15 protein-coding genes and 1 riboswitch are annotated in these 26,990 nt (G+C 71.5%); of the genes, 8 read left to right on the top strand and 7 right to left on the bottom strand.

What is annotated here, in order from left to right:
* Positions 1-7: 7 nt before the first annotated feature.
* From ACGFU7_RS33225 to ACGFU7_RS33215, 3 genes are all read left to right on the top strand, one after another.
* The gene (locus tag ACGFU7_RS33225) at positions 8-1,168 is read left to right on the top strand and encodes a PP2C family protein-serine/threonine phosphatase (RefSeq protein ID WP_393700826.1); all 1,161 of its coding nucleotides are present in this window, start codon (positions 8-10) and stop codon (positions 1,166-1,168) included.
* Positions 1,169-1,541: 373 nt separating this feature from the next.
* Positions 1,542-1,694, top strand: a riboswitch (cyclic di-AMP (ydaO/yuaA leader).
* Positions 1,695-1,705: 11 nt separating this feature from the next.
* Positions 1,706-2,899, top strand: a complete 1,194-nt coding sequence (locus ACGFU7_RS33220) for a M23 family metallopeptidase (protein ID WP_393700824.1) — start codon at positions 1,706-1,708, stop codon at positions 2,897-2,899.
* A 175-nt stretch (positions 2,900-3,074) separates the two neighbouring features.
* The gene (locus ACGFU7_RS33215; protein WP_393700822.1) at positions 3,075-4,019 is read left to right on the top strand and encodes an aldo/keto reductase; all 945 of its coding nucleotides are present in this window, start codon (positions 3,075-3,077) and stop codon (positions 4,017-4,019) included.
* Between the two features lie 87 nt (positions 4,020-4,106).
* Here the strand turns inward: ACGFU7_RS33215 and ACGFU7_RS33210 are convergent, their stop codons facing one another.
* From ACGFU7_RS33210 to ACGFU7_RS33195, 4 genes are all read right to left on the bottom strand, one after another.
* The gene (locus ACGFU7_RS33210) at positions 4,107-5,726 is read right to left on the bottom strand and encodes a PrsW family intramembrane metalloprotease (RefSeq protein ID WP_393700921.1); all 1,620 of its coding nucleotides are present in this window, start codon (positions 5,724-5,726) and stop codon (positions 4,107-4,109) included.
* Between the two features lie 105 nt (positions 5,727-5,831).
* Complete coding sequence (gene trmB / locus ACGFU7_RS33205; RefSeq protein WP_393700820.1) at positions 5,832-6,752, bottom strand: tRNA (guanosine(46)-N7)-methyltransferase TrmB; 921 nt, start codon at positions 6,750-6,752, stop codon at positions 5,832-5,834.
* Entirely contained in the window at positions 6,745-8,001 is a 1,257-nt protein-coding gene (gene lhgO / locus ACGFU7_RS33200; protein ID WP_393700818.1) for an L-2-hydroxyglutarate oxidase, read from the bottom strand. The genes trmB and lhgO overlap by 8 nt, the downstream gene beginning before the upstream one ends.
* 196 nt (positions 8,002-8,197) lie before the next feature.
* Positions 8,198-10,000, bottom strand: a complete 1,803-nt coding sequence (locus ACGFU7_RS33195) for a sporulation protein (protein ID WP_393700816.1) — start codon at positions 9,998-10,000, stop codon at positions 8,198-8,200.
* 1,196 nt (positions 10,001-11,196) lie between these two features.
* On the opposite strand from ACGFU7_RS33195, the gene ACGFU7_RS33190 reads away from it, so the two are divergent.
* Together ACGFU7_RS33190 and ACGFU7_RS33185 are read left to right on the top strand one after the other, a co-directional pair.
* Positions 11,197-13,308, top strand: coding sequence for an asparagine synthase-related protein (locus tag ACGFU7_RS33190; protein WP_393700814.1), 2,112 nt, complete (start codon positions 11,197-11,199; stop codon positions 13,306-13,308).
* 124 nt (positions 13,309-13,432) lie between these two features.
* Entirely contained in the window at positions 13,433-16,840 is a 3,408-nt protein-coding gene (locus ACGFU7_RS33185; RefSeq protein ID WP_393700812.1) for an ATP-binding protein, read from the top strand.
* A 30-nt stretch (positions 16,841-16,870) separates the two neighbouring features.
* Here the strand turns inward: ACGFU7_RS33185 and ACGFU7_RS33180 are convergent, their stop codons facing one another.
* Positions 16,871-18,859: a sigma-70 family RNA polymerase sigma factor gene (locus tag ACGFU7_RS33180; RefSeq protein ID WP_393700810.1), complete on the bottom strand. Its 1,989-nt coding sequence runs from the start codon at positions 18,857-18,859 to the stop codon at positions 16,871-16,873.
* An 820-nt stretch (positions 18,860-19,679) separates the two neighbouring features.
* The gene (locus ACGFU7_RS33175) at positions 19,680-20,600 is read right to left on the bottom strand and encodes a TetR/AcrR family transcriptional regulator (protein WP_393700809.1); all 921 of its coding nucleotides are present in this window, start codon (positions 20,598-20,600) and stop codon (positions 19,680-19,682) included.
* Between the two features lie 340 nt (positions 20,601-20,940).
* Here ACGFU7_RS33175 and ACGFU7_RS33170 point away from each other — a divergent pair, with 340 nt between their 5' ends.
* Together ACGFU7_RS33170 and ACGFU7_RS33165 are read left to right on the top strand one after the other, a co-directional pair.
* Positions 20,941-22,401, top strand: coding sequence for an NAD(P)/FAD-dependent oxidoreductase (locus ACGFU7_RS33170; RefSeq protein ID WP_393700808.1), 1,461 nt, complete (start codon positions 20,941-20,943; stop codon positions 22,399-22,401).
* Positions 22,402-22,588: 187 nt separating this feature from the next.
* On the top strand, positions 22,589-24,424 hold the full coding sequence (locus ACGFU7_RS33165; protein WP_393700806.1) for a SpoIIE family protein phosphatase: 1,836 nt from the start codon (positions 22,589-22,591) through the stop codon (positions 24,422-24,424).
* Between the two features lie 86 nt (positions 24,425-24,510).
* On the opposite strand, the gene ACGFU7_RS33160 is transcribed toward ACGFU7_RS33165, so the two are convergent.
* Positions 24,511-25,812, bottom strand: a complete 1,302-nt coding sequence (locus ACGFU7_RS33160) for an MFS transporter (protein ID WP_393700920.1) — start codon at positions 25,810-25,812, stop codon at positions 24,511-24,513.
* 155 nt (positions 25,813-25,967) lie between these two features.
* On the opposite strand from ACGFU7_RS33160, the gene ACGFU7_RS33155 reads away from it, so the two are divergent.
* Positions 25,968-26,525 (top strand): MarR family winged helix-turn-helix transcriptional regulator, encoded by a 558-nt coding sequence (locus tag ACGFU7_RS33155; protein ID WP_393700804.1) that lies wholly within the window; start codon positions 25,968-25,970, stop codon positions 26,523-26,525.
* Positions 26,526-26,990 lie beyond the last annotated feature (465 nt).

Below are 26,990 nucleotides of genomic sequence, written 5' to 3'. Positions count from 1 at the left end.
ACCACAGGTGTGGAAGCGGCTGAAGCGGCGCGGCAGACATGCCGGGGGTGGCAGCGCCCCTTCCCGGCGGTTCGTCCGCGCGCTGCCCGCCCTGATGATCCTCGGCGGGCTGGTGTTCGATCTCTTCACCCCGCCGGTCTTCACCGCCATTCCGCTGTTCGTGGCGGCGCCGCTGATCGCCGCGCCGTTCTTCTCGCTGTCCAGCACCATCAGTACCGGCATCGCCTCGATGCTGGCCGTCACCGTGCTGCGGCTGTACAGCAACCCGTTGCCGTTGGTCGTGCCGTTGATCGAGCTGCTCACCCTGGCCACCGTCTCGGTCCTCGCGGTCGTGATCAACACGGTCGTGCGGCGCGGCAATGAGCAGCTGGCCTCCGCGCGGGTCATCGCGGAGACCGCCATGCGGGCGGTGCTGCCGAAGCCGTCCGACCGGATCGGCGGGCTGCATGTGGCGGCGCGGTACGAGGCGGCGCAGGCGGACGAGTTCGTCGGCGGCGACCTGTTCGCCGTGACGGACACCCCGCACGGAGTGCGGCTGGTGGTCGGGGACGTACGCGGGAAGGGCCTCGATGCCGTGGAGTCGGTGGCGGTGATCATCGGGGCGTTCCGCGAGGCGGCCGAGCAGGAGCGTTCGCTGGAGGGTGTGGCACAGCGGCTGGAGCGGGCGCTGGCGCGGGAGGGGGCGCGGGGCGGGCTGGATGCGGTCGAGGGCTTCATCACCGCCGTGCTGGCCGAGATCCCGGCCGGGTTGTCCCTGGTGCGGATCGTCAACCGTGGTCACCCCGAGCCGATCCTGCTGCACCCGGACGGGGGGCTGGATGTGCTGGGGCCCACGGTGCCGGCGTTGCCGCTCGGGATGGACCTGGGGGCGTGGCCCGACCGGGCGGACGAGTGGGACCTGCCGGCGGGGACGACCCTGCTGCTCTACACCGACGGTCTCTCCGAGGCACGGAACGCCGAGGGGGTCTTCTACGACCCGGCGGCCCGGCTGCGCGGGCGGATCTTTCCGGGGCCCGAGGAACTGCTGTCCGCGCTGACCGATGACGTACGGCTGCACACGGGTGGCGAGACGACCGACGACATGGCGCTGCTCGCGGTCGTACGTCCCGCGGAGGGACAGCCGGACCGGCGCAGGACCGTGAGGATCGTGACCCTGGAAGAGGCGTGACGGGTGGGGTGGGGCGCTTCGCGCGGCCCGGATGAATTGTTCGGGGCGGATGACTCGTGCGGGTCGGGTGCTTCGTGCGGGTCGGATGACTCGTGCGTGGCCGGGTGCTTCGTGCGGTCCGGACGGCGGCCTCGATCGCGGGATGCCACCGTACGTAACTGAAAGGCGCCGCTCCGCATAACATTTGACGCAACGTCAGAAACCGGGTAATGGCTGAGGGTCGATCAACTCGTCCGATTGCAGCCGGTTCTGTCCCGTAAAGTCCAGGCCAAAGACGTGAACGATCAGTGGGAACAGCTTGGAATCAGGCCCGTGTGTCTATTAACGTTCGATAACGCAGCGCGGTCGTCCCAGCCGTCGTCAGTGGCGGCACCGTGCGCGAGCGCCGAATTCCGCAAGGGAACCGGGGAACCACCTACATGGGGTGAATCGGACACCTGTGTCTCGTGAGAGACAGAGGGGCCCGTAGGAGACCTTCCTGCTCCGAACCCGTCAGCTAACCCGGTAGGCGAGAAGGAAGGAAAGGAGTGCGCCCCCGTGGCGTCCAACAAGCCTGCCCCCGAGGCCCCCTCTCGGTTCAACCCCGAGTTCAGCTCCGACTTCGGCGCTGACTTCGGCTCCGACTACGGAAGCGACTACGGAACCGCCGGGACGGGAACGGCGCTCGGCGCCGATTACGGCACCGAGCCGGGCGGCGACTTCGCCGGTGAGTTCGGCAGCGAATTCCGCGCCGACGGCAACGGTGAGCCCGACAGAAGCTGGGACGAGTGGAACCCCACCGAGGAGTCCGTCCGCCCCGTACGCGGCAAGCACCGCGTCGCCAAGCAGCGCAACGGACTTGCCCGTAGCTCCACGGTGCTCGGGGTCGGCGTCATCGCGGCGGTCGGCGCGGGTGGCATGGCCACCGCGCAGAGCAAGCCGCCGGTCTCCATCTCCCTTCCCGACTCCATCGCGGACAACCTTCCCGACGCCAAGTCCCTTCCCGGCGTGGGCTCCCTGTTCTCCGGCGAGTCCGAAGCCGACAAGGTCGAGGCCGCTGCCGCTGCCGCCCCGCTCACCACCGCCGGCCTCACCACCGCCGAGGCCGAGCAGGGCACGACGGACGCGGGCGAGGCACTCCGCGCCCGCATCCTCCAGCAGGCCGAGCAGCAGCAGGACGCCGCCGACGCCGAGGCCAAGGCGGCCCAGGAGAAGGCGGCCGCGGAGAAGGCCGCCGCCGAGGCCAAGAAGCAGCAGGACGCGGCCGAGGCCAAGGCCGCCGCCGAGAAGAAGAAGGCGGAGGAGGAGGACAAGGCGAAGGCCGAGGCCCTGCGGCTCGCCAAGCTCGCCGCCAGCTACGCCATCCCGACCTCCTCGTACACGATCACCTCGACCTTCGGCGAAGCCGGCTCGATGTGGTCCTCCGGCTACCACACCGGCCTCGACTTCGCGGCGCCTACCGGCACCCCGATCAAGGCCATACACGGCGGCACCATCAAGTCGGCGGGCTGGTCCGGTTCGTACGGCTACCGCACGGTGCTGGAGCTCGAGGACGGTTCGGAGCTGTGGTTCTGCCACCAGTCCTCGATCGACGTCAGCGTCGGCCAGAAGGTCACCACCGGTGAGACCATCGGCCGGGTCGGTGCGACCGGCAACGTCACGGGCCCGCACCTCCACCTGGAGGTCCACACCCCCGACGGTACGGGCATCGACCCGATGGCCTGGCTGCGCGACAAGGGCCTCAACCCCTGATCCGCCGGCCGCCTCCCGGCCCTCGTGATCCGAGCCGGTTCGCCGGCCGTTGAACCCCGGCAGTCCTGACGCTCACCCCCCGACGTCAGGGCTGCCGGTCTGTCGGACAGCGGACCCGCTGGAGCTCGTTGATCCACACGGAATAGCGGGCCCGCCGGAATCCGTTGATCCAGATATGACTTCTCTCCGTAAGCTGGGCTCTTCCGACCTTCAGGTCTTCCCGCTCGCCCTCGGCTGCAACGTCTTCGGCTGGACCGCCGACGAGGCGCAGTCGTTCGCCGTGCTGGACGCTTACGCCGCGGCGGGCGGCAACTTCGTCGACACCGCCGACGCCTACTCCGCCTGGATCCCGGGCAACGAGGGCGGCGAGTCGGAGACCGTCATCGGCAAGTGGCTCGCGGCACGCTCCAACCGTTCCGACATCGTCGTCGCGACCAAGGTCGGCGCCCACCCCTCGTACAAGGGGCTCTCCGCCGCGAACATCAAGGCCGCGGCCGAGGAGTCGCTGCGCCGGCTCGGCACCGACCACATCGACCTGTACTACACGCACTTCGACGACGAGACCGTCCCGGTCGAGGAGATCATCACCGCCCTCGACCAGCTGGTGAAGGAGGGCAAGGTCCGGGAGATCGGCGCCTCCAACATCAGCCCCGAGCGGCTCCAGGCGTCCCTGGACTTCTCGGAGCGCGAGGGGCTGGCCCGTTACGTCGCCCTGCAGCCGCACTACAACCTGGTCTCCCGCGACACGTACGAGGGCGAGCTCCAGGACACGGCCGGTCGGGCCGGGCTCGCCGCCGTCCCGTACTTCGCCCTGGCCTCCGGCTTCCTCACCGGCAAGTACCGTCCGGGTGCTTCGGTGGAGAGCGCGCGGGCCGAGAAGGCCGGTCAGTACCTGGAGTCGGAGCGGGGACAGAAGGTCCTGGCCGCGCTCGACAAGGTCGCCCAGGAGCACGACGCGGAGATCGCGACCGTCGCGCTTGCGTGGCTCGCGTCCCGGCCGACCGTCGCCGCGCCGATCGCCTCGGCCCGTACGGTCGAGCAGCTGCCCGCACTGGTGGCCGTCGCCGACCTCACGCTGACCGAGCAGGAACTGGCTGACCTCACCGAGGCATCCGCCTGACGAGGACCGCTGTTTGCGAACGCCTCTGGAGCGCAGCGCTCTTGGGGCGTTCGTGCGTTTGGGGCGGGGCATCGCCCACGAACGGCCCTACTGCGGTGGCGGCGGCCGGTGCGGGTGCAGATACGGGTTGTAGCCGTAGCCGTCGTGCTGTGTGTGCTGCGGGAACGGGTTCGGGTACGTGTACGGGGCCGTCGGCAGGCGGTGGGGGCGCAAGCGGCCCGTCGCCTGCGCCGCGTATGTCAGGGCGGGGGCGGCCACGTCCCTGCGCTGCCAGAGGTGGTGCAGCAGCTCCAGCTCGCGTGCCGCGAAGTCCGGGCCCGCCGCCCCGCGGCGGGCCTGCCGGCGCAGCGAGGCCAGTGATGTCGCGAACGATTCGTACTCGGCGACGGCGCGGGCGGCAGCCCTGCCGTGGGCCTTGGCCTGTGCTTTGGCATGCGCTCTGACCTGGGCTGATGGCCCGCGCCTCGGCGACGCATGCCCCGGCCCGAATCCCGGCGTGTATGCCTGCGCGTATCCCGGTCCGAATCCCGGTCCGTATGCCTGCGAGTATCCCGGTCCGTATGTTGGCGCGTATCCCGGTCCGTACGGGCTTCCCCAGCTTTCCCGAGCTGCGATGGCGTGTCGCCGGCGTGCCGCGTCGCGTGCCATGCCGCGAGCCCGCATCGAGGAGAGGGCGAGCGGTTCGGCGGGGGTCAGCCAGCCGGCCGCCGCATAGGCGGGCAGCTCGGCGGAGAGCGTACGCAGCTCCCGCCGGCGCGACCAGATCGCCAGCCAGGTGACCAGGCCGAAGACCGGAACCATGAACACCCCGTACACGGCATAGAAACCGTACGGGCCGAATGACGCCGACCCGTTCCACAGGGCGTGCATGCCCATGGCGAGGACGAGACCCAGCAGCGGCAGCGCGATGCGGCGGATCCGGCGGCGCCGCGCACTGACGGCGGCGAGCCCGAAACCTATTCCGGTCAGCACGGTGAAGAGCGGATGCGCGAACGGCGACATCACTGCCCGTACGAAGAACGTCGCGGCCGTCACCGAGACGACGCCCGAGGTTCCTATCTGCTGGTCCTCACCGAAGGCGGTGCCCAGGTAGAGGATGTTCTCGGTGAAGGCGAAGCCGCTCGCGGTGAAGCCGGCGATGACGACGCCGTCGACGATGCCGTTGAACTCCCGTCTTCGGAACAGGAAGATCAGCAGCACGGCCGCGGCCTTGGCGCTCTCCTCGATGATCGGCGCTATGACCGTGGCGCCGAGGGTGTCGGCGTCCGACGGGTCGGCGGTGGCCGTGGCTATCCAGCGGGTCGCGAACGAATTCGCGATGATCGCGACCAGGGCGGCCGCGAACGCACCCCAGGCGAAGGAGAACAGCAGATTCCGCCACGGCGCCGGTTCGACCCGGTCCAGCCAGCGGAACGCCGCCATCAGGAGCGGGACGGGCAGCACGGCGAGACCCAGACCTACGAGAAACCCCTCGGTGCCCGTCTGATCGCGGACCAGGGCCAGGATCGCCAGACCGCACAGCGCGAGCACCGTGAACACGGCCGCGATGCGGAATGTCCTGCTGCGCCACACCATGCCGACGTGGCGCGGCCGGTAGCGCCAGTGCCTGCGCTCCGGCACGGCAGCCAGGATCTCGCCGACCCGCTGCTCCTCGAGAAGCGGGACGGCCGGCTGCGACTGCCGCTGCTGGACAGACTCGTCGGACACCACCCAATGACCCTAACGAGCAGCACTGACACCTGGCCATGGGGCGACGGGTCCGTCAGGTCCCGTCACCGGTTCCGCGCGGGTCTCACCGGTTCCGCGCGGGTCTCAGCGGCGGGCGAAGAGCAGGTCGTGCACGACATGGCCCTTGTCGAGGCCCTGCCCCTCGAACCGGGTCAGCGGCCGGAACGCCGGTCGCGGCGCATAGCCGCCGTCCGCCCGGGTGTTCTCGAAGAGGGGGTGCGCGGTCAGCACCTCCAGCATCTGCTCGGCGTACGGCTCCCAGTCGGTCGCACAGTGGATCACGGCCCCCGGCTTCAGCCGCTGTGCCACCAGATCGAGGAACTCCGGCTGGATCAGCCGCCGCTTGTGATGGCGCTTCTTGGGCCATGGGTCGGGGAAGTACACCCGCAGCCCGTCCAACGAGTCCGGCTTCAGCATCTCGCGCAGGAGGATGATCGCGTCACCGTTGGCGACCCGGATGTTGGACAGGCCGTTCCGGTCCGCGAGACCGAGCAGATTGCCCTGACCCGGGGTGTGCACATCGACGGCGAGAATGCCCGTACCCGGGTCGTCGGCCGCCATCTGCGCGGTGGCCTCACCCATGCCGAAACCGATCTCCAGCACGGCAGGGAGCCCGTCGAACAGCTCGGGCAGGTCGAGGACGCGCTGCCCGTCGATGTCCAGGCCCCACGTCGGCCAGAGCCTCAGCAGGGCGTCCTCCTGGCCGGGCGTGACGCGGCTGCGGCGCGGCTGGAAGCTGCGGATCCGGCGTTCGTGGTGCGATCCGGCCGGATCGATCGCGGGTCCGCCGGGGAAGCGCGGCTCCTGGCGCAGCCTGCGCTGCCGCTCGAAGGAGGCGGCGCGCAGATCGTCCGGAATCCCGGCAGCGGCGGAGGAGGGGGCGTGGGCCGAGGAGGCGGCGCCCGTCCCGGCTACGGCGCTGCTCACCCCGGCCGCGGCCTCGCCGGGCGTCGGTGCGGAGGGAATCGCGGAGGGATCTGCGGAGGGGTTCAAGGACTCAGACACAATGCCCCGATTCTACGGCGGGCGGCTTCCACCCCGTCCCCCCTGCCCGGAGCAGTGCCCTGCGTGCCACCTCCCGCCCGATGGGCAGGGAGGCCGTCGCGGCGGGCGACGGAGCGTTCAGTACGTGCACGGTGTGCGGGGCCTCGCGGATCAGGAAGTCGTCCACCAGGGTGCCGTCCCGCAGCACGGCCTGGGCCCTGACCCCGGCCGGGGCCGGCCGCAGATCGGATTCCGTGACCTCGGGCAGCAGTCGCCGCACGGCTGTCGTGAACGCCCGCTTCGACAGCGAACGGTGCACCTCGCCCGCCCCGTACCGCCAGTGTCTGCGCGCGATGTGCCAGGTGCCGGGCCACGTCAGGGTGTCCGCCAGCTCACGGGGACGTACGACCGGCCAGCCGTACCCCTCGCGGGCCAGCGCCGGCACCGCGTTCGGCCCGACGTGGACGCTGCCGTCGTGGCCCCGGGTCAGATGCACGCCGAGGAACGGGAACGCCGGATCGGGCACCGGGTAGACCAGGCCGCGCACCAGCTCCGGCCGCGCCAGCTCGTAGTACTCCCCCCGGAAGGGCACGATCCGCACCCCCGGGTCGTCGCCCGCGAGCCGTGCCACCCGGTCGCAGTGCAGCCCCGCGCAGTTGACCAGCACCCGGGCCCGCACCACCGGACCGTCCGCCGTACGCACCGCCACACCCCAGGGGCGCCGGTCGATCGCGGTGACCTCCGCCCCGTAACGGATCACTCCGCCCGCCCCGGTCACCTCGGCGGCGAACCGTGCCGCGACCGCCCCGAAGTCGCACACCCCGGTCGTCCCGACGCGGATCGCGGCGAGCCCGTGCACCTGCGGCTCGTACTCCGTGATCTGGGCGGGCCCCAGCTCGCGCACCGGCAGTCCGTGCTGCCGGCCGCGCTGGACCAGTGCGTGCAGCCGGGGCAGCTCGGACCGCTCGGTCGCGACGATCAGCTTGCCGGTCACCGCGTGCGCGATGCCGTGCTCGGCGCAGAAGTCGACCATTTCGGCGGCGCCGCGCACCGCGTAACGGGCCTTGAGCGAGCCGGGGCGGTAGTAGATGCCGCTGTGGATCACTCCGCTGTTGCGCCCGGTCTGGTGCCGGGCGGGGCCCCACTCCTTCTCGAGCACCGTCACCCGGGTGCCCGGAGCGGTGCGCGTGATCGCATACGCCGTCGACAGGCCGACGATCCCGCCGCCGATCACCAGCACATCGCAGTCGTACGCCGCGTGCGTCATCATCACGCCACCTCCCACCCCGATAGTGCACTGACCCACTGACAACGCACTCAAACCAGCGAAGCCCAGCGTGGCGCCGAATCCTTACGCCTGGCGGCGCCCGGATGCCGTTCGGACACCGTTTGTATGCCGCATGGACGCCGTGGCGACGCTGTGAGGAGGTTGCGGTGGGTCGTGCAGCGCGGTCCGCCCGGTACGGCTACGCGGGCGCCACCAGCAGCGGACGGGCCCTTTCGCGCAGCTCGGCGACGCGCGGCTCGTGCCCGTACGGTTCGAGCCGGTGCAGCAGATCCCGTACGTACTCCGTGGTCCGCGCCGAGGAGATGCGGCCCGCCACCTCCACCGCCCGGGTGCCCGCCGCGCAGGCCGCGTCCAGATTCCCCGACTCCAGCTCGGCCACCGCCGACACCACGAGCCGCAGCCCGTGCGAGCGGACGAATTCCTCGGTGGGTCTGGACAGGGCCTGCTCGGTGAAGCGCCGCACCTGCCGGGGCGCTTTCAGGTCGAGGTGGCACTCCGCGGCATCGGCCGCGAACCTGTCGTACGAGTAGAAGCCCAGCCACGACGGGTCCGCATCGCCGCCCCTGGACCGCTCCAGCCAGCCCTCGGCGGCCTTCAGCGCGGCCCCTGCGGCCGGTGCGTCGCTCGCCTTGGCATGGGCGCGCGCCTCCACGAGGCGGAAGAAGCTCATGGTGCGGGCCGTGGCGAGCCCCCGGTTGCGTTCGACGGCGGCCTGCGCGAGGTCGACCCCCTCGTCGGCGAAGCCGCGGTAGGTCGCCTGCAGCGACATCGAGGCGAGGACATAGCCGCCGAGAGGTACGTCGGCCGCGGCCCGCGCGAGCCGCAGCGCCTGGATGTAGTAGCGCTGCGCGGCCTCCTGCTGGCCGGTGTCGAAGGCCATCCACCCGGCGAGTCTGGTCAGTTCGGCCGCTGCGCCGAAGAGCGCCCGGCCCACCTCGTCGCTGTACGAACCGAGCAGCAGTGGCGCGGCGTCCACGCGTAAGCACTCGGGGACCATGGAGGAACGCCAGTCCCCGCCGCCGTACTTGGAGTCCCAGCGGCGGGCGTCCTGGGCCGCCTCGCGCAGCTTGGCGACATCGCTGTGGCCGACCCGCAGTGGGGAGATGTCGTTCGAGGTCGCGCTGGTGGGCGTAGGTGTGGATACGGATGCGGTCTCCGGGCCCGGCTGGGCGGGGATGGACGGTGTCCGCTGTGTCCCCGGAGCTCCCAGGGTTCCCAGCGTCGCCTGCGCTCCAGGCGCCGTCTGCGCTCCAGGCGCCGTCTGCGCTCCGGGTGCCGGCTGTGCCCCCAGCGGTCCCTGAGCGGCCAGGGCCCCCGCCGTGCCGGATGTGCTTGCCGTGCCCGCCGTGCCGGATGTGCCCGCCACGCCCGGCGCACCGGACTCCGCCTCCGCGCTCTTCCGCACCGCTGCGCCCGCCGCGTCCGGCACCTTCTGCGCCCCTGCACCGGGGCGTGCGCCCCTTGCGCCCTGGGTGCCGAGGATGGCCGCCTCGGCGGCTGTCGAATCGCGTGCCACCGACGGGTCGGCGGGGGATATCAGCCAGCGGGACGCGGGCGTCGCGTACGCACTCACCGAGAACGAGCCCGCGAGCGACTGCCAGATTCCGCCGCCGCCCGCCCGCCGCCCGGCCAGATCCAGCCGGTACAGCTCGGTCGCCGAACGGACCGCCTCGGCCACATCGCGCGGGAAGGCCAGCCCGACCTCCGGCGCCGGATCGGCGTCCGCGAGCCCGATCTCGTGCAGCGGGACGGGCCGGCCGAGTTTGGCGCCGATCGCCGCCGCGATGAGATGGGGCGCGGCACCCTGCGGCACCATGCCCTTGGAGACCCACCGGGCCACCGAGGTCTTGTCGTACCGGAGTGTCAGACCGCGCTGCGCCCCGAGGTCGTTGACCCGCCGGGCGAGCCCGGCGTTGCTGATTCCCGCGAGGGCGAGAACGGTTCCGAGCTTCTCGTTCGGTCCGCGTTGCTCCCTGGACATGCGCCACCCCTCGACACACAGACGGCAGCCGCGTCACCGTTGCGGCGCGCGGCATTCGTACCGTGTCCTCCCCAGGGACGACCCCCGGCACTCCGGCCGCACACGCATATGGCCGAGCCCCGAGGAATATGCCTCCTGCCGAGAACCTCAGTAAACCCAGCGTAGTTCGCCGCATCCCTACCGTTAAGGGGCAGACGTCCGTATGGCGGGATTGTTGTCCGTGTGGACGCGGGCGGCTCCGCGGTGCCGCTCCGGTCGCCACGCGCATCGGCCCGCAACCCGGTTCGGACCCGGCCCGGGACCCCGCTCGACGCCCCGTTCGTGCGCTCCCGGAGGCACCGTTCGCACGTGGCGGCGACACCGCCCGCCGAGTCCCGTACGTGCTCCTGGTGTGTGGCCGTGCGCCCGGCCGTGCGCTCTCGTACGGCCGTTTCGGAAGAGCTTCCATGGTTGCTGCGTGGGTCGGCCCACTGCATTGGACTCAGTGGGCTGGGGGACACTGCCGCCTCATTCCCCGCAGGCGGCGGACCGGTCCGGGAGGTGAACGACACCTCCCGGACTGTGCGTGGACACCGGTACGGGGCCGGATGCGGGGCCCGTGCCGGGGCCGCCCGACACCCCGGTGGCGATCTCCTGCGGCCGGCGGAGGATTCCAGGAGGGATTCGCGAAGAATCGGGGAATGAAGTGGGGCGAAAAGGGACTTCTGATGCACCGAGTTCCCTGTCGCCGGGTTGCGACGCGCTCTGAGAATGGCCGAATGTCGTCGGTCGACCGAGGTTGGGCGGACCGATTCGCGGACATTCCGTCGACCGTTCGGAGGCCGTCCGCCACCGGTCCGTGGGCGGTTCGGGGTGTGGCTGGATTTCGGCCGGTAGATCTCGCCCGTACGGGGAAGGCAACGCGCCCAGTCCGTAGGCCCGTTGGCGCATGAGCCGCCTCGTGCGGGTCGCGAGTCGGTCGGCCCGCGGGAAGCCCGCCGCCCGGTTGCCGCCCGACGTCCGTCCGTCCGTGCCCGGCCGCCGTCCGTCCCGGTCCGGCCTTTGCCAGGGGCGCATGCGCTTCCGACGTGCGCCGTCCGTAGCCCCTCCTGCGCGCCTTTGTCGTGGCAGCATGTTCGCAACGGCGCCGCGCGTTACCGCAGTTCTCCCGGTACTTTCCTGCTGCGCCGTTTTGTCCACAGCCTGTGGAGGCGGCGATGCGTTGGTTGGTGGGGTGGAGCAGTATCGCCGCAAGTTTCGGCACGGCCGGTGCGGTCGGCGCCAGTGACGAGGGGCGCACGATGCACCCCGTCGGATCCCAACTCCTGTGGGGCGACCCCGATCCGCTCTGGGCCGTCGGCGACTGGCGCCCCGACGAGATCCGTATCAGCACGGTCGAGACCGCCGAAGGCGCGCCCACCGCCCGGATGGCCGTTCTCGGCTGCTGCAGCGCCACCGACGAACAGCTGCGCGCCGGCCTTCTCGCCGCCCGCGGCGGAGCCCTGCGCCATCTCACCTCCTGGCCCGGCAGCTACACGACCGTCGTCCAGGTCGGCCGCCGGATCACCGTCATCGGGGACCTCGCCGGAGCCCGCCCGGTCTTCTACACGCCGTGGGCCGCCGGTACGGCGTACGCCACCGCCGCACTCCCGCTCGCCGATCTCATCGAAGCCCAGCTGGACATCGGCCACCTGGCCGCCCTGCTCGCCTGCCCCGAAACACCGGAGGCGCTGCGCGACGGCACCCCGTACGCGGGAGTGAAGCGCATCCCGCCGGGGCACGCGCTCATCCTCCGCGAAGGCTCGCGCGAGATCACCGGGTACGAGGCGGTGGCCTCCCTCGCCGTCGCCGCGCCCCAACTCGACCCGGTCAGCGCCGTCGACGGGGTGCGCGACGCACTGGTCGAAGCCGTACGCGCCAGACTGCTGGCCCCGCGCCACGCGCCCGAAACCCTGCCGCCCGACCCCGGACCGGTCCCCGGCATGGGGCCCGCCGAACGACGTGCCGCCCGCGGCGCACCCGTACCCGGCATCGGCGCCGACCTCTCCGGAGGCAGCGCCTCCGCCACCCTCGCGCTGCTCGCCGCCGGACTGCCGGGCCTGCCCGGCACCCTCCTCGGCCACGGCACGGGAGCGGGGGAGCGGCTGCTCGCCGTCACCTTCAACGACCTCACCACACGCGGACACGAGGACGAACTCGAACGCGCCCGCGTCATCGCCGCCAACCCGCGCCTGCACCATGTCGTCGTCGCCGCCGGGGAAGAGGCCCTGCCCTACGCCGACCTGGGCGGCGGCCCGCTCACCGATGAGCCCGCCCCGTCCCTCGTCGTCGCCGAGCGCCACCGCCGCCGCCTCGCCTCGGGCAGCGCCGACCACTTCGTCGGCGGCGGAGCCCGGCAGGTGCTCGACGCCCACCCGGCCCGCCTCGCCGACCTGCTGCTGGACCGGCGCCGACGCCATCTGCTGCGCCCGGTCGCCGCGCTCGCCAAGGCCGAGGGCCCGACCGCGCACTCCCTCTTCGTCCCGCTGACCGTCTACCGCGCGGCCCGCCGCCTGTCCCGTACGTCGTACCGCACCGGCCTGGAGACGGCGGCCGACCGGCTGCCGGACGCCAACCGCCACACCCCCGACCTCGACACGCCCGCCGACGCCTCGCTCGCCGCCCTCGCCTGGTCGCGGCCGGGGCCCGCCGCACGCTGGCTGACGGGGGAGGCGCTCGCCGAAGTATCGGTTCGTCTGCAGGAGGCGGCGATCCGCCCCACCTCCGTCCAGCGCCCGGGCGAAGCCCGCGCCCGGGCGGCCCTCGCCCGATACGCCGCCGACCACCGGATCCTGGAGCAGGCCGCGGAGAACCGCAGCCAGCGGCTGCACGCCCCGTTCCTCGACAATCAGGTCGTACGCGCCGCCCGCGCGCTCCCCGAATCGCTCCGGGTCCAGCCGGGCGCCCGCGCCGCGATCCTGCGCCGGGTGCTCGCGGGCGCGGGCATCCACGAGCTGCCGCCCGGCTGGGGCACCCCCTCCCTCGCCACCTCGAACGCGACCGCCCGCACGGGCCTGCGCGCCGCCCTCCCCGATCTGATCGCCCTCTTCGACGCACCGCTGCTCGCGGACGCGGGCCTGGTCGAGGCCCGCGTCGTACGGAAGGCCCTGCGCGCGGCCTCGGAGGGCGAACCGCTCCCGCTGGACGGCCTGGCGCACCTGGCGTCCACGGAACTCTGGCTCCGCCGCCTCGTCTCGCGGCGCGGCACCTGCTGGACGGGCACGGCGGCACCCCGCCAGCGTGCGGTCGCGGGCGGAGTCGTCCCGGCGAGGCGGACACTGCAGCCGTAGGTACGGGTGGGGCGGGGCCGGTGGGGTCCTGGGGCCGGCCTTCACCCACTGCTGCGTACCCGCCGTTGCGTGTCCGTTGTCGGGGGCGCCTGCTTCCGGCCGCCCCGCGGGACAGAATGGCCGGGTGCGGTACCTGATCCTGGGCGTCACCGAGGCGCGAGACGAGAGCGGCAGTGCGCTGCCCGTGGGCGGTACGCGGCTGCGCGCCCTCCTCGCCGCCCTCGCCCTGCGTACGGGCCGACCCGTCCCCGTCGCCGATCTCGTCGACGACGTCTGGGCCGGTGATCCCCCGAACGATGCTCCCGCCGCGCTCCAGGCCCTCGTGGGCCGGCTGCGCCGGGTGCTGGGCAGGGATGCGATCACGAGCACCCACGGCGGCTACCGCCTGGAGGCGGCGCCCGACGAGGTCGACCTGCATGTGTTCGAGCGGCTGTCCCGGCAGGGGGCCGACGAGCTCGACGCGGGCGACCCCGCGGCGGCCGCCCGCACGCTCCGTACCGCGCTCTCCCTGTGGCGCGGTCCGGCCCTGGCCGACCTGCCGGACCACGGTCACGGCCTGCGTCCGGAGGCCCACCGCCTGGCCGCGCTGGAACGCCGGATCGAGGCCGATCTGCGGGGTGCTGCGACCGGTGCGGGTGCCGGTGCGGGTGCCGGTGCCGGTGTCGGCGAGGGGCCCGCTGCCGGCCCGCGCGCCCTCGTACCGGAGCTCAAGGAGCTGACCGCCGCCCACCCGTACGACGAACGCTTCCGGGCCCAGCTGATCCGCGCCCTGCGCGCCGAAGGCCGCCAGGCCGACGCGCTGGCCGCGTACGAGGACGCTCGCCACGCCCTTGCCGACGGCCTCGGCACCGATCCCGGACCGGAACTGATCTCACTTCACCGGGAGTTGCTCACTCCTGCGTCGAGCGCGTCATCAAAAGCAGCCGCACCGGCCACACCAGCTGCATCAGGATCACCCAACACACCCAGAGGCAACCTCCGCCCCCGGCTCACCTCATTCGTCGGCCGTGAGCCCGAACTGCGCTCCATCCGTGCCGATCTGACCCGATTTCGTCTGGTCACCCTCACCGGCCCCGGCGGCTCCGGCAAGACCCGTCTCGCCGAGGAGGCCGCCGCCCAGGGAGGCCAGGTGGTCTCGGCCCCCACGGACGCCTGGATCGCCGGACTCGCCCCTGTGGACGACCCCGTAGACGTCCCCGGAGCCGTACTCTCCGCTCTCGGCCTGCGTGAGACAACCCTCCTCCGGGACAACAACCGCGACGTGCAGCCGCTGCGCACCGACCCGACCGACTTCCTCGTCGAGCACCTGGCGCACTGTTCCCGCATTCGCCCCTTCCTGCTCATCCTGGACAACTGCGAACACGTCATCGACGCGGCCGCCGCCCTCACCGAGACCCTGCTCACCCACTGTCCGCAGCTGCGCATCCTCGCCACCAGCCGCGAACCGCTCGGCGTCCCCGGCGAATGCGTACGCCCGGTCGGCCCGCTCCCGGCCGACCCCGCCCACCGGCTGTTCGCTGAGCGCGCCCGCGCCGTACGTCCCGACTTCGACCCCGAGCAGGAGGCCGCACACGATCCGGATGCCGTCGCCGAGATCTGCCGGCGGCTCGACGGGCAGCCGCTCGCCATCGAACTCGCCGCTGCCCGGTTGCGGCTGCTCAGCCCGCGCCAGATCGCGGACCGGCTCGACGACCGGTTTCGTCTGCTGACCGGCGGAGCCCGTACCGTACTGCCGCGTCAGCAGACGCTGCGCGCCGTCGTCGACTGGTCCTGGGACCTGCTCGACGAGGACGAACGCGCGGTTCTGCGGCAGGTCTCCGTCTTCGCGGGCGGCTGGGACCTGCCCGCCGCAGAAGCCGTCACCACGGCTGGAGCAGCCCCTGCCACCGAGGCCCCGAGCACCGAGGCCCCCGCCCGGCACTCCACTGCCGACCTGATCGGCGCTCTCGTGGACAAGTCCCTCGTGGTCGCCACCCCGACCGCCTCCGGTGAGATGCGCTACCGCCTCCTGGAGACCATCCATGAGTACGCCACCGAGCGCGCGGCCGAGACCCCGGACGTCCGCGCCGCCGCCGCGAGCGCGCACACCGCGTACTTCGTCGCGCTGGTCGAGGAGGCCGAGCCCCGCCTTCGCTCCGGCGACCAGCTCCCCTGGATCGCACGCCTGGAGACGGACCTCGACAACATCCGGGCGGTCCTCCACCGCACCATCGTCACCAGCCCTTCCGAACCGGACGCGGTGCGCCTGGTTCTCGGCATGGGGTGGTTCTGGTTTCTGCGGAACTTCCGTCCCGAGGGCCTCACCTGGGCCGAGCGGGCCGTGGCGCTGGGACCGGAACCGACCGACGGCAGTGACCCCCGCTTCTGGCCGCGCATGCATCTGGAGATACTGCGGTACTTCCTTGCCGTGGAGAGCCGCCCGGCCGACGACATCCGCGGTGATGACCGTCGCCGGGCCCTGATGGGCCGGGTGGCCGACGCGTTCATGTCCTCCGGTCCGCAGTCCGCCCGTTTCCCCGGACTGCTCTGGCCGATGACCTTGTTCGTGAGCCGCACCACCGCCGAGGCGCACGAGATGATCGGCGCGGCGGTCGCCAACGCCCGTATTCACGGCGGCGCCTGGGAGTACGGCGTCACGCTGATGTTCCGCACCCACATGGTCATCGACATGCCCGGCGGCATGCCCGGGGTCGACGACGATCTCGCCGAGCTGCGCGAGCTGAGCCGCCGCGTCGGCGACCGCTGGGTGCGTGCACAGGTCGCGGGCGCGGCCGCGGAGGCCGGCATGATGCGTGGCCGGTACGAGGAGGCCCGTGCGGCGTACGAGGAGGCGCTGCTGCTCGCCCGTGAGGTCGGGGCGCACGCCGAGGAACCGTTCCTTCTGGCCCGCCTCGCCGAACTCGCCTACCGGACCGGAGACATGGCGGGCTTCGAGCGGACTCTGGCCGAGTCGGAGACCGGGGCGGAGCGCTACCAGGTGTACGACGCCCGCGCCTACGCCTACTTCCTGCGCGCCACCATGGCCCTGGACCGCGGCGAGATCGCGGAGGCGCGACGGCTGGTCACGGAGGCGGGGGTCTCGGGCGGACTCGGCAGCCCGCCGTCGCACTTCACCGCGGTGGTCGAGGGGCTGGCCGCCCGGATCGCCGTGCACGAGCCGGGGCCCGAGGGCGGCCCGGTGGCCGGGGTACGCGGTCTGACGCTCGCACTCCGCGCGGCGCGTGACGCCCAGTGCGCCGAGCTCGTCACCGGACATCTGGCGGACGGGGTTGCGACCGTACTGCCGAAGGTGGGCCGCCACGGAGCTGCCGTACGGATCCTGGCGGCGGCCGATGGCTGGCGCCTGTCCAGCCCCAGAAACAAGGCGCAACAGGTCGAGGTGGACGAGGCCGAGCGGCAGGCGCGCGAGGAACTGGGACCTCAGCTGTACGAGTCGGAGCGCGCGGCAGGCCGCATGCTGACGGTCGACGACGTCATCGAGCTCCTGACCCGCATCTCCGCAGAACTCCCGGAAGCCCCGGAAGCTCGGTGACAGCACCCGACGACATCGCCCCGGGCCCGCTCACCGACAGCTGATGGTCGAATCCGCCCAGTCGGCGAGGGCCACGCCGCCGCCCGGCTGTACCCGCTCGACGACGAGCCGGATCCTTTCCTGACCGGTGATTCCGACCCGGACGGGTACGGCAGGGTCGTCGCCGTTCACCACCGGGGACTGCCACAGCCGCGTCCCGTCACCGTTGAAGACGGAGAAGCGCACCGAGCCCAGCCCCATCGTCATGTCGTCGACCCCGGCCATGGCCTCGTAACGCGTGCACTGCCGGTTCAGCTGGATGGTGACCGAGGACTTGCTGTGGACGGTCACCCCGTGCGCGTACTGCGTGCCGCCGATCGACAGGTTGGAACGCTGCCATACCCAGTTGCTCTCACCGATCACCACCTCCGGCTTGGTGTGGTCACCCATCAACGAGTAGCTCAGCTCGCTGACCCGGTAGACGGTCGGCGCGGGCGGCGGAGGCGGCGGGGTCGGGGCGGGCGGTTTCGGTTTCGCGGGAGGCGTCGACGGCTTGGGGGGCGGTGTCGGCTTGGGGGTGGGCGTCGGCGTCGGAGTCGGCGTAGGCGTAGCCGTCGGCTTCGGCGGGGGAGTCGGGGACGGGGCAGGTGGCGCGGGCGGGGCCGGTGCATCGGGCTTCGGCGGCGGTGTCGGCTTCGGCGGTGCGGGCGTCGGCACCGCGGGCGCAACGGCAGCCGGCTTGGCCTCATGCCTGGCCTCGGGCTTCGGCTGGTCGTCGCCGACCAGTGCCCAGGCCAGTCCGGCCGTCACGGCCACGGCGACCGCCGCCGCGATACCGGCCTTCGCCGGGGCGCCGAGCCCTTCCGAGACCGCGGCACCCCCGGCCGCACCCCCGGACGAGCTTCCCCCGGTCCCCGCCGCGGCGGCACCCGCGCCCGCGGCTCCCGCCGCGCCACCGGCGACGATTCCGGCAGCCTTGAGCGCGTACCCGGCGGCGAACCAGCCGATGACCGCGACCGGAAGCAGTGCAGGAATCCCGGCGTTGACATGGGCCAGTTCGCCCGCGGCGAGCCGGCACTTCACGCACTCGTCCAGATGTCCCCGCAACCCGCGCTCGGCCCGCATCCGGAGTCCACCCCGGGCATATGCGCCGAGGCGGTCGGCGTAGCGCGCGCAGTCGCCGCCCGAGGTGAGCGCCTGGTTCACATGCGCCTGCAGGTAGGCCTGCTTGAGCCCTTCGCGGGCACGGCTGGCCAGAACCGCCGTGGCATTGGCGGTCAGCCCGAACAGCGGGGCGATCTCGCTGGGCGACTCCTGCTCGACGGTGGTGTGCCACAGCACCGCCTGCCAGCGCTCCGGCAGACTGCGGAACGCCTGCATCGCCATCGACTGCTCGGCGTCGTGCATCGCCAGCACATCGGCGCCGAGGTCGAGCGTGTCCGCGTCCGACATCTGGGAGGACTGGGATGCCTGGGCGGCGAACACCGCGAAGTCATCGACCAATTGCTCCCGCTTCGCGGTCTTGGTCCAGGCGGCTCCGACATGCCGGACAGCCGTCATGAGGTAGGCCCGCACCGCCTCCTCGGGCCCCTTGCCTCTCCGTACCGCCTGCAGTGTGCGGGCGAAGACCTCGGCCGTCAGGTCGTCGGCGGTGTGCGCGTCCCGGCAGCAGGTCCGCGCGTAGCGGCGCACCGCGTCCGAGTGCCGCCGGAACAGCTCCTCGTACGCGAGATCGTCGCCGTCCCGCATCAGTCTGATCAGCGCGGCGTCGGAGAACGAGGAACCGGAGGCATCGGCGGTGGTGCTGCCGCCCTTCCGCTGCATCGGCACCGCGGCGCCGGCTTCGACGGGCTCGACACCGGCCTCGATGGGGGCCGGCCACGGACCGGGCAGGACGGTGCCGCCCTCGGCGTCACCACCCGACCGCCCGGGTCCGGCCTGACTCGGTACCTGCCGGGAGGACAGCCAACCGGCCTGCGGCACACCATCCACGGCGGAGACGTCGTCGAACGACTCTCCCTGCTGCCCGTCACCGCTCATCGCGGAAGCCCCCGTATGCGCTGTCGGACCCGAACATCGGGCAAGAGTGCCACATGGCGCAATCACGTCGAACCTTCAGCCCCAGCAACCACTCATCCGGGGCGTTTTCCCGAATGTGAGCACTACCGGCCACCCATTCGGGAAGGCTCATTGAGCTTTTCTGCACGGGTGGTTTGCAGACAACGGGCAGCAGCCCCGCCGACGAGAGCCGATCAAGCGTCGATCGAGCGCCGATCAAGGGCTGGACAAACACCGATCAAGAGCCATTCAAGCGGCGCCCGAGTGCCGGCCAAAGTGCCGGAGGAGAGCCGGGCCGGCGCCGCAGAGAGCCGGTCGGCGGGCAGACGGAGCCGCCCGGTCGGGGCCCTGTCGAGAGGGCGGACGCGGAGGCCGGAAGCGAGAGGGACAGACGCGGAAGCCGGATGCGGAAGTGGAACGCGAGGGGCGGACGAGTGGGGACGAGTGACGATGAGCTGCCGAGCGGGACCCACCGAAACGGGCCACGCCGACTGCTCAACGACCAACCCATTCACGCCAGGCCAATCACGCCGACCGCTCACCTCAGCCACCCGACCCGATCCGACCGCTCACCCCGCCATCCACCCCGGAGCGCCAGCGCGCACGCGCAACACGCCCGCGCACCAGCGCCCTCAGGCGCTACCGCGCACCAGCGCCCTCAGGCGCCACCGCGCTCAGGCGCCAGCGCGCTCAGGCGCCAGCGCGCTCTCGCGCCAGCGCGCTCTCGCGCCAGCGCCAGCGCGCTCTCGCGCCAGCACGCACGCGCATCCCGCTCACCGCACCCTGCCGCCGCGCACCCCGTTCACACGACCGTTCGTGAGCGCAGCCCCTCCAGCAGGATGTCCAGCAGCCGGCTCGAAGCCGCGGCCTGCTGAGCCGCGTCAGGCAGCGAAGGCGCCGCCGTCGCGATGACCAGCAGCACATCCGCCACCGTCACATCTCGGCGCAGCTCACCGGCTGCCCGCGCCCGGTCCACCAGTCGGCCGACGACCTCCAGCAGTTCGCCGGCTCCCGTGTCGTCGTCCTCGATGGCGGTCTCCGTGGCGGAACGCCCGTCGGCCGGCCGGAGGTCGGCCTGACCCGCGCCCTGCCGCTGTTGAGGCACTCGCGTCTCGTCCCGAGCACTGCCAGGGCCCGAGCCCGATACGGAAGCCGCTATGGCCCCCGACTCGCCGACCGCGCTCGAGTCGTCGGCATCGGCATCGGCGTCGACTCCGACCCGCAGTACTTGCGGCGGCAGCAACCGCCCCGCGCCCGAGGCCACGGACGTCCGCAGGAAGCGCGACAGCGCCGACCACGGCTCTTCCTCCTGGCCCAGCGCGGTCCGCGCCTGGTCCGTCAGCCGGGAGGTCTCCTCCTCGGCTATCCGCCGCACCAGCACGTCCTTGCTCGGGAACCGCCGGTACACCGTGCCGACTCCGACTCTGGCGCGACGCGCCACGTCCTCCATCGGAGCCCCGTATCCCAGCTCGCCGAACACCTCGCGTGCGGCTCGCAGCACATGCTCCAGATTGCGCTGTGCGTCCACGCGAAGCGGAGCCGAGCGCCCGTTCTCTGCGGCCGCCCCGGCTGTTCCGGCCGTGCCGCCTGTTTCGGCTGCCGCGACCGTGCCCACCGGACCCACCGTGTCCGCTGTCCCCACTGCTCCGTTTCGCCCGTTTCCGTCGGACGAATGGGACGTGACTGCCGCAGCAGTCTGCCAATGAGAATCCTGAATGTGCATAACTGTTCCCCCGGTTATGACGTCTCCCCCCGGAGACTTCCCGCCGTTTAAGCCAGAGAGTGGATCATGGTCCCGACCCGCCTCCCCGACGACATACGAACATAGTTGAGCCCGGGTCAATTCAGAAGGGGGTAGTTCCGCACGGAGCGCCCCCCGATCGGCGCAAGGACCGGTTGGTCACTGATTCGGCCCCCGCCCGCCACCCCCACTCCAACCCCTGACCTGCGCAGCTTCCGTTTCGTCGCCGCGATCAGCAGCAGTGGCCGGTCCAGAACCTCCGGTCACACAATTTGCCGGGGCTGTGGACAAACCCTTGAGCACGTTGCGTCATGGGGTGGTGATGGCTTCAGATTCCGGGGGAACACCCCCCGGCCCCCCGCCGGGCGTGCGCATTCTCGTCGTCGGCGGCGGCTACGTCGGGATGTACACAGCGCTGCGTCTCCAGCGGAAGCTGAAGCAGAGACTCAGAAGCGGTGAGGCCGAGATCGTCGTCGTCACGCCCGAGCCTTATATGACGTATCAGCCCTTTCTGCCTGAGGCGGCCGCCGGTTCGATCTCACCGCGCCATGTCGTCGTGCCGCTCCGCCGGGTCCTGGCGCACTGCAAGATCGTGATCGGCGAGGCGCAGCGTATCGACCACGCCAAGCGCACGGCGACCGTCACCACCCTCGCCACGGGGGAGGACGGCACCGGCGCCGTCGAGATCCCGTACGACGAACTCGTCCTCGCACCCGGCTCCGTCTCGCGCACCCTCCCGGTCCCCGGCCTCGCCGACCACGGCATCGGCTTCAAGACCATCGAGGAGGCCATCGGCCTGCGCAACCATGTCATCGAGCAGATGGACATCGCCTCCGCCACCCGCGACCCGGCCATCCGCGACGCCGCCCTCACCTTCGTCTTCGTCGGCGGCGGATACGCGGGCGTCGAGGCCCTCGCCGAGCTGGAGGACATGGCCCGCTACACCTCGCGGTACTACCACAACATCAAGGCGGAGGACCTGAAATGGATTCTCGTGGAGGCGTCCGGCCGCATCCTTCCCGAGGTCGGCGACGCCATGGGCACCTACGCGATCCGTGAACTGCGCGACCGCAATATCGACGTACGCCTCGACACCCGGCTGGAGTCCTGCGAGGACCGGATCGCCGTCCTGAGCGACGGCTCCCGCTTCCCGACCCGCACCCTCGTGTGGACCGCGGGCGTCAAACCCGCGCCGATCCTCGCCGCCACCGACCTGCCGCTCAACGAGCGCGGCAGGCTCGCATGCACGGCGGAACTCACCGTCGAAGGGGTCGAGCACGCCTGGGCCGCCGGGGACGCCGCGGCCGTACCCGACCTGACCGCTGCGGAAACGGGCAAGGAGACGGCCCCCAACGCCCAGCACGCCGTGCGCCAGGCCAAGGTCCTCGCCGAGAACGTCCTCGCGTCGATCAGCGGCGAACCCCTCAAGGAGTACCGGCACAGCTACGCGGGCTCCGTCGCCTCACTCGGGCTCCACAAGGGCGTCGCCCACGTCTACGGTCGTAAACTCAAGGGCTACCCGGCCTGGCTGATGCACCGTACGTACCACCTCAGCCGTGTCCCGACGTTCAACCGGAAGGCCCGTGTCCTTGCCGAATGGACCCTCGCCGGGCTCTTCAAGCGCGAGATCGTCTCCCTCGGTTCGCTGGAACACCCGCGCGCCGAATTTCAACTCGCCGCAGGAGGCAGACGTCCCAGGCCGACCGGCCCGCCGAACACCGACGGCTCGCCGGGACCGGGCCACCCGCCAGGGCCCGACGGCCCGCCGAGGAACGGCGGCTGACCACCCGTCGGCCCGCCTGCGCACCCGCCCGGAGCCCGGCCGTACCGACAACTGTCAGTACGGTCCGTCACACTGGACGTGTGACCATGGGTGGGCCCACACCTGCACAGAGTGACCCGGCCGGCAGCGACCGACAGTGAGCAGCCCGCCCGAGCGGACCAGACCGACACACGAGGCCAGAAATTCCGTGAACTTCACGCGTTGGAGCGCCCGCCTACCCGGAACGCAGCGCCGCGCCGCCGCACGGGACGACCGCAGTTCCGTGCCCTCGGCCCGCGCCGAGTACGCACAGCCCGAGACCGGGCCCTGCCCGCCGGACGGCGACACGCGCAGTGACACGCCTGGCGACAGAAGCGGCGACACACACGACGGCATGCACGACAGCACACACGACGGCACACACGGCGAACCTCCCAGGGACCGCGGCCCCGCCCTGGAGGATCTCTCCGCCAGGGACATCCTCGGCCAGCTGCCCGCCCTGGTGGCCCTGGTGTACGGCCCCGACCACCGGATCGCGTACGTCAACGACGCCTACGCCGCCGCCTTCGGACCCCGCCCGGCCGGCGCAACCGCCGCCGAGGCCATGCCCGAGCTCACCGAGCTCAGCCTGCTGCCCCTCATGGACCAGGTCCTGCGCAGCGGCACGCCCCGTACGGTCAAGTCCCGCAAGGTCCGCAGCGGCAATTCGTACACCGTGACCTGCACCCCGGTGCACAGGGACAGCGACGGCGAAACCGACGGCGGCGGCGACGACGGCGACGGGGACAGGAACAAGAAACAGAACAAGGGCAACAGGAGCAGCAGGAGCAACAAGAACAGGAGCAAGGGCAGCGAAGGCGGAGTGCTCGTGTACGCCGCCGATGTCACCGACCACGCCGAAGCGGCCGAACGGCTCCGCGCCAGCGAGCGCCGCCACCGCGAAACGGCCGTCACCCTCCAGCGCTCCCTGCTCCCGCAGGAGCTGGAGCAGCCCGACGACCTGCGGATCGCCGCCACCTACCAGCCCGGCGGCACGGACGCCGCGGTCGGCGGTGACTGGTACGACGTCATCACCCTCGGCGCGGGCCGCACCGCCCTGGTCATCGGCGACGTGATGGGCCGTGGGGTGCGCGCCGCCGCCGTCATGGGCCAGCTCCGCACGGCCGTGCGCGCCTACGCCCGCCTCGACCTCCCGCCGCACGAGGTGCTCCAGCTCCTCGACGGTCTCGCCGCCGAGATCGACGCCAGCCAGATCGCCACCTGCGCCTACGCGGTCCACGATCCGAACGAGGGGCGGCTCGTCTACGCCTCCGCAGGTCACCTCCCGATCCTGGTGTGCGACGAGGACGGTACGGTCCACCGCGCCGAGGACCCGACAGGACCGCCGCTCGGCACCGGCGGCTGGATCCACACCTCGGGCACGATCGACCTGCCGCCCGGCTCCACCGCCGTCCTCTACACCGACGGTCTCGTCGAACGCCGCAGCGAGGACATCGACGAAGGGGTCGCCGCCCTGGAACGCGCCCTGTCCGGTGCCAAGGGCTCACCGCAGGTGGTCTGCGACCGCCTCATCCGCTCCCTCGGCGTCACCGCCGAACACGACGACGACGTGGCGGTGCTGGTGGTCCAGCACCCCGCCCGCACGGGAGCGAACGCGGAGCTGTTCCACAATGCCTCGCTCGATCTCCTCGGTGGCATCGAGGCGGCCCCGCGCGCCCGCGCGTTCGCGACCGGCGTCCTGACGTCGTGGCGTTTCCCGGTCGAGCTCTGCGACCTGGGCGTACTGGCCGCCGGCGAACTCGTCGCGAACTCCCTCAAGCACGGCACCCCGCCGATGCGTCTGGGTCTGCGCCGCACCGACCGCCGCCTGATCATCGAGGTGACCGACGGCGACGACCACATGCCGCGCCGCCGGCGTGCCGATCCGGCGGACGAAGCGGGCCGCGGCATCTCCATCGTCGCGACGATCGCCACGTCATGGGGCAGCCGTCGCACACCAGGCGGCGGCAAAGCGGTCTGGTGCGAGTTCGCCCTGCCGCAGTAGCAGTAGGGGCCCTGCCGAAAGCAGGACCCCTACTCACCCCTACTCACCCCTACTCACCCCTACTCACCCCTGCTGCCCCTGCTGCCTCAGCGAGTGGTGACGGCGGAGGCGGTCACGGGCTCGGCCTCCGGCAGTGACACGGCCACCACCCTGGACGGCACCGTCTCGATCGAAGGCTGGTCCTGTACGGGAGTGAGCTGCCGGCCGAGCCGCAGCGCCAGCACCGTGATACCCAGCGAGAACAGCACGAACGTCACGATGTACGGCCCGTGCAGCGTCGCCCCCATCGGCCCGCCCACGGCCGGACCGACCGCCAGCGCGAGCTGCTTGCACAGGGCGAACGCGGAGTTGTACTGCCCGACCATCGACTCCGGCGCCAGATCGGCGACCAGCGGCGCCACGGTCGGCGACAGCATCGACTCACCGAGCCCGAACAGCGCGTACGTGGAGATCATCGCGGCCGTCGCCATGGTCTGGCTGCCGTGCCCGAGCCCCGCGTACCCCGCCACGATCCATGCGAACGCCCAGATCAGACCGACCGAGGCGATGACCCGGCTGCGCCTGCGGCGCTCCACCAGACGCAGCACGACGAACTGCGCCACGACGATGACGGCGGTGTTGGCGGCCAGCGCGATACCGAGCGTCGAGGGCTGGATCCCGGCGGCCTCGGTGCCGTATGCCGCGAGCCCGGACTCGAACTGTCCGTAGCAGGCGAAGAACAGCACGAAGCCCAGCACGCACAGCTGCATCATGGCCCGGTGCGAGAGCAGCGCCCGCAGCCCGCCGGGCGCCTTGGACCCGTCGGTGGGCCTGGCGTCGGAGAAGGCAGGCGTACGGGACAGCCGCACCGTGGAGGCGATGACACCGAGCACGATGAACATCGCGGCCTCGATGAGGAACAGCAGGGTGAAGGTCTCCGGCCGGTTCGTGTCGACGATCTGCCCGCCGACCAGCCCGCCGATGCCGAGCCCGAGATTCTGCAGGAAGAACTGCATGGCGAAGGCACGTGTACGGGTGGCGGTGCTGGAGCACCACACGAGCATGGTGGCGAGCGCCGGCTGCATGACCGCCGTACCTGCGCCGAGGACAGCGGCCGACAGCACGGCGGCGGTCACATCCGACGACAGGCCGAGGGCGGCCGCGCCCAGGGAAGCGACGACAGAGGCGACGACGAGTACGGGCAGCGGCCCGCGCCGGTCGATGGCACGCCCGGTGAACGGCAGAACGGCGAGCGCTGCCATAGCGAAGACCGCCAGGACGACTCCGGCCGTACCGGCACCCAGATCCCGTACCTGCGCCACATAGACGTACAGATACGGAACGGTGAACCCCAGCCCGAACGCGCTCAGCGCGCTCCCCAGCTGGATCCGCCGCAGTGCTGCACCCATCTCCCTGGTCACACTCACCTACCTCAAGGTCTCGAAGCGATGTACCGAGCCATCCGAACGACTCGAACCCGAAGACTTTAGCACTAAAGTTAGAAGCTCAACAATACAGACCGAAGGACTTCGACGGCTTTGGAGGGCGTGCGATACTGCCCGCCATGTCTGACACCACCGAGCAGCCCGGCCCCCAGGAGCCGAGCCTCGACGAGCAGATCGCCGCCTATCAGCGCGAGTTTCGTGACCTGGACCCCCAGGTCGAGCAGGTCGTCTCGGCCCTGGGCCGACTGAACCGCCGTATGAACGTGGCGTACGGACGCCAGGTCGCCGCCCTCGGCATCAGCAACGCCGAGTGGGAGGTCCTCAAGACCCTGGTCCTGGCCGGCTCCCCGTACCGCCTGGGCCCGGGAGAGCTGGCCAAGCGCCTCGGTCTCACCCCGGCGGCGATGACCCACCGCATCGACCGCATGGCGGGCGAGGGTCTGGTCACCCGCGACCGGGACGAGAACAACCGGGTGCGCGTGATCGTCGAGCTGACCGACGAGGGCCGTACGAAGTGGCTGGAGGCGATGCGCATGGCCTCCGACTTCGAGGAGGACCTGCTCCAGGACCTCACGGGCGACGAGCGCGGCGTCCTCGGCGACATGCTGATCCGCCTCCTGCGCCGCGTGGAACACGCCCAGCCGGACGCCGGCGGCCGCCTCACGGACCTGGGCTGAACCCCTGTCCGACACGTGGGAAAACGGCTTGACCTGGCTGGGTTGACACCCCACTCCTCGATCCGTAAGGTTCTTCGAGTTGTCACGGAGCCGGAACGGTTCTGCGACAACCGATCCCGCCGCGAATGCGGCAACCAAAACTCAGCACGATCTCCCACTCGGAGAAATTTCGGCATGCCGAAATTGATTTCGAAGACTCGATTATGAGTCGCCGGGAAAATCCGCTAGAGTTTGGACGTCGGAACGGCCCAACAGCCGGGAAGACAAACCCCACTGACTGGGAATCAGGCCCGAAAGGATCTGATAGAGTCGGACTCGCCGGAAAGGGAAACGCGAAAGCGAAGAACTGGAAAGCGCAGTAAAAATTCTTCTGCTCTGCAGGGGGCCCGCTTCGACCGGGAATCGGACACGAAAGAGTCTGATAGAGTCGGAAACGCAAGACCGAAGGGAAAAGCCCGGAGGAAA

Source organism: Streptomyces sp. NPDC048473 (assembly GCF_043200155.1).
In the GTDB taxonomy this organism is placed as follows: domain Bacteria; phylum Actinomycetota; class Actinomycetes; order Streptomycetales; family Streptomycetaceae; genus Streptomyces.
Note: the sequence above shows the minus strand (reverse complement) of the source record. Positions and strands in the feature narration are given on the sequence as shown.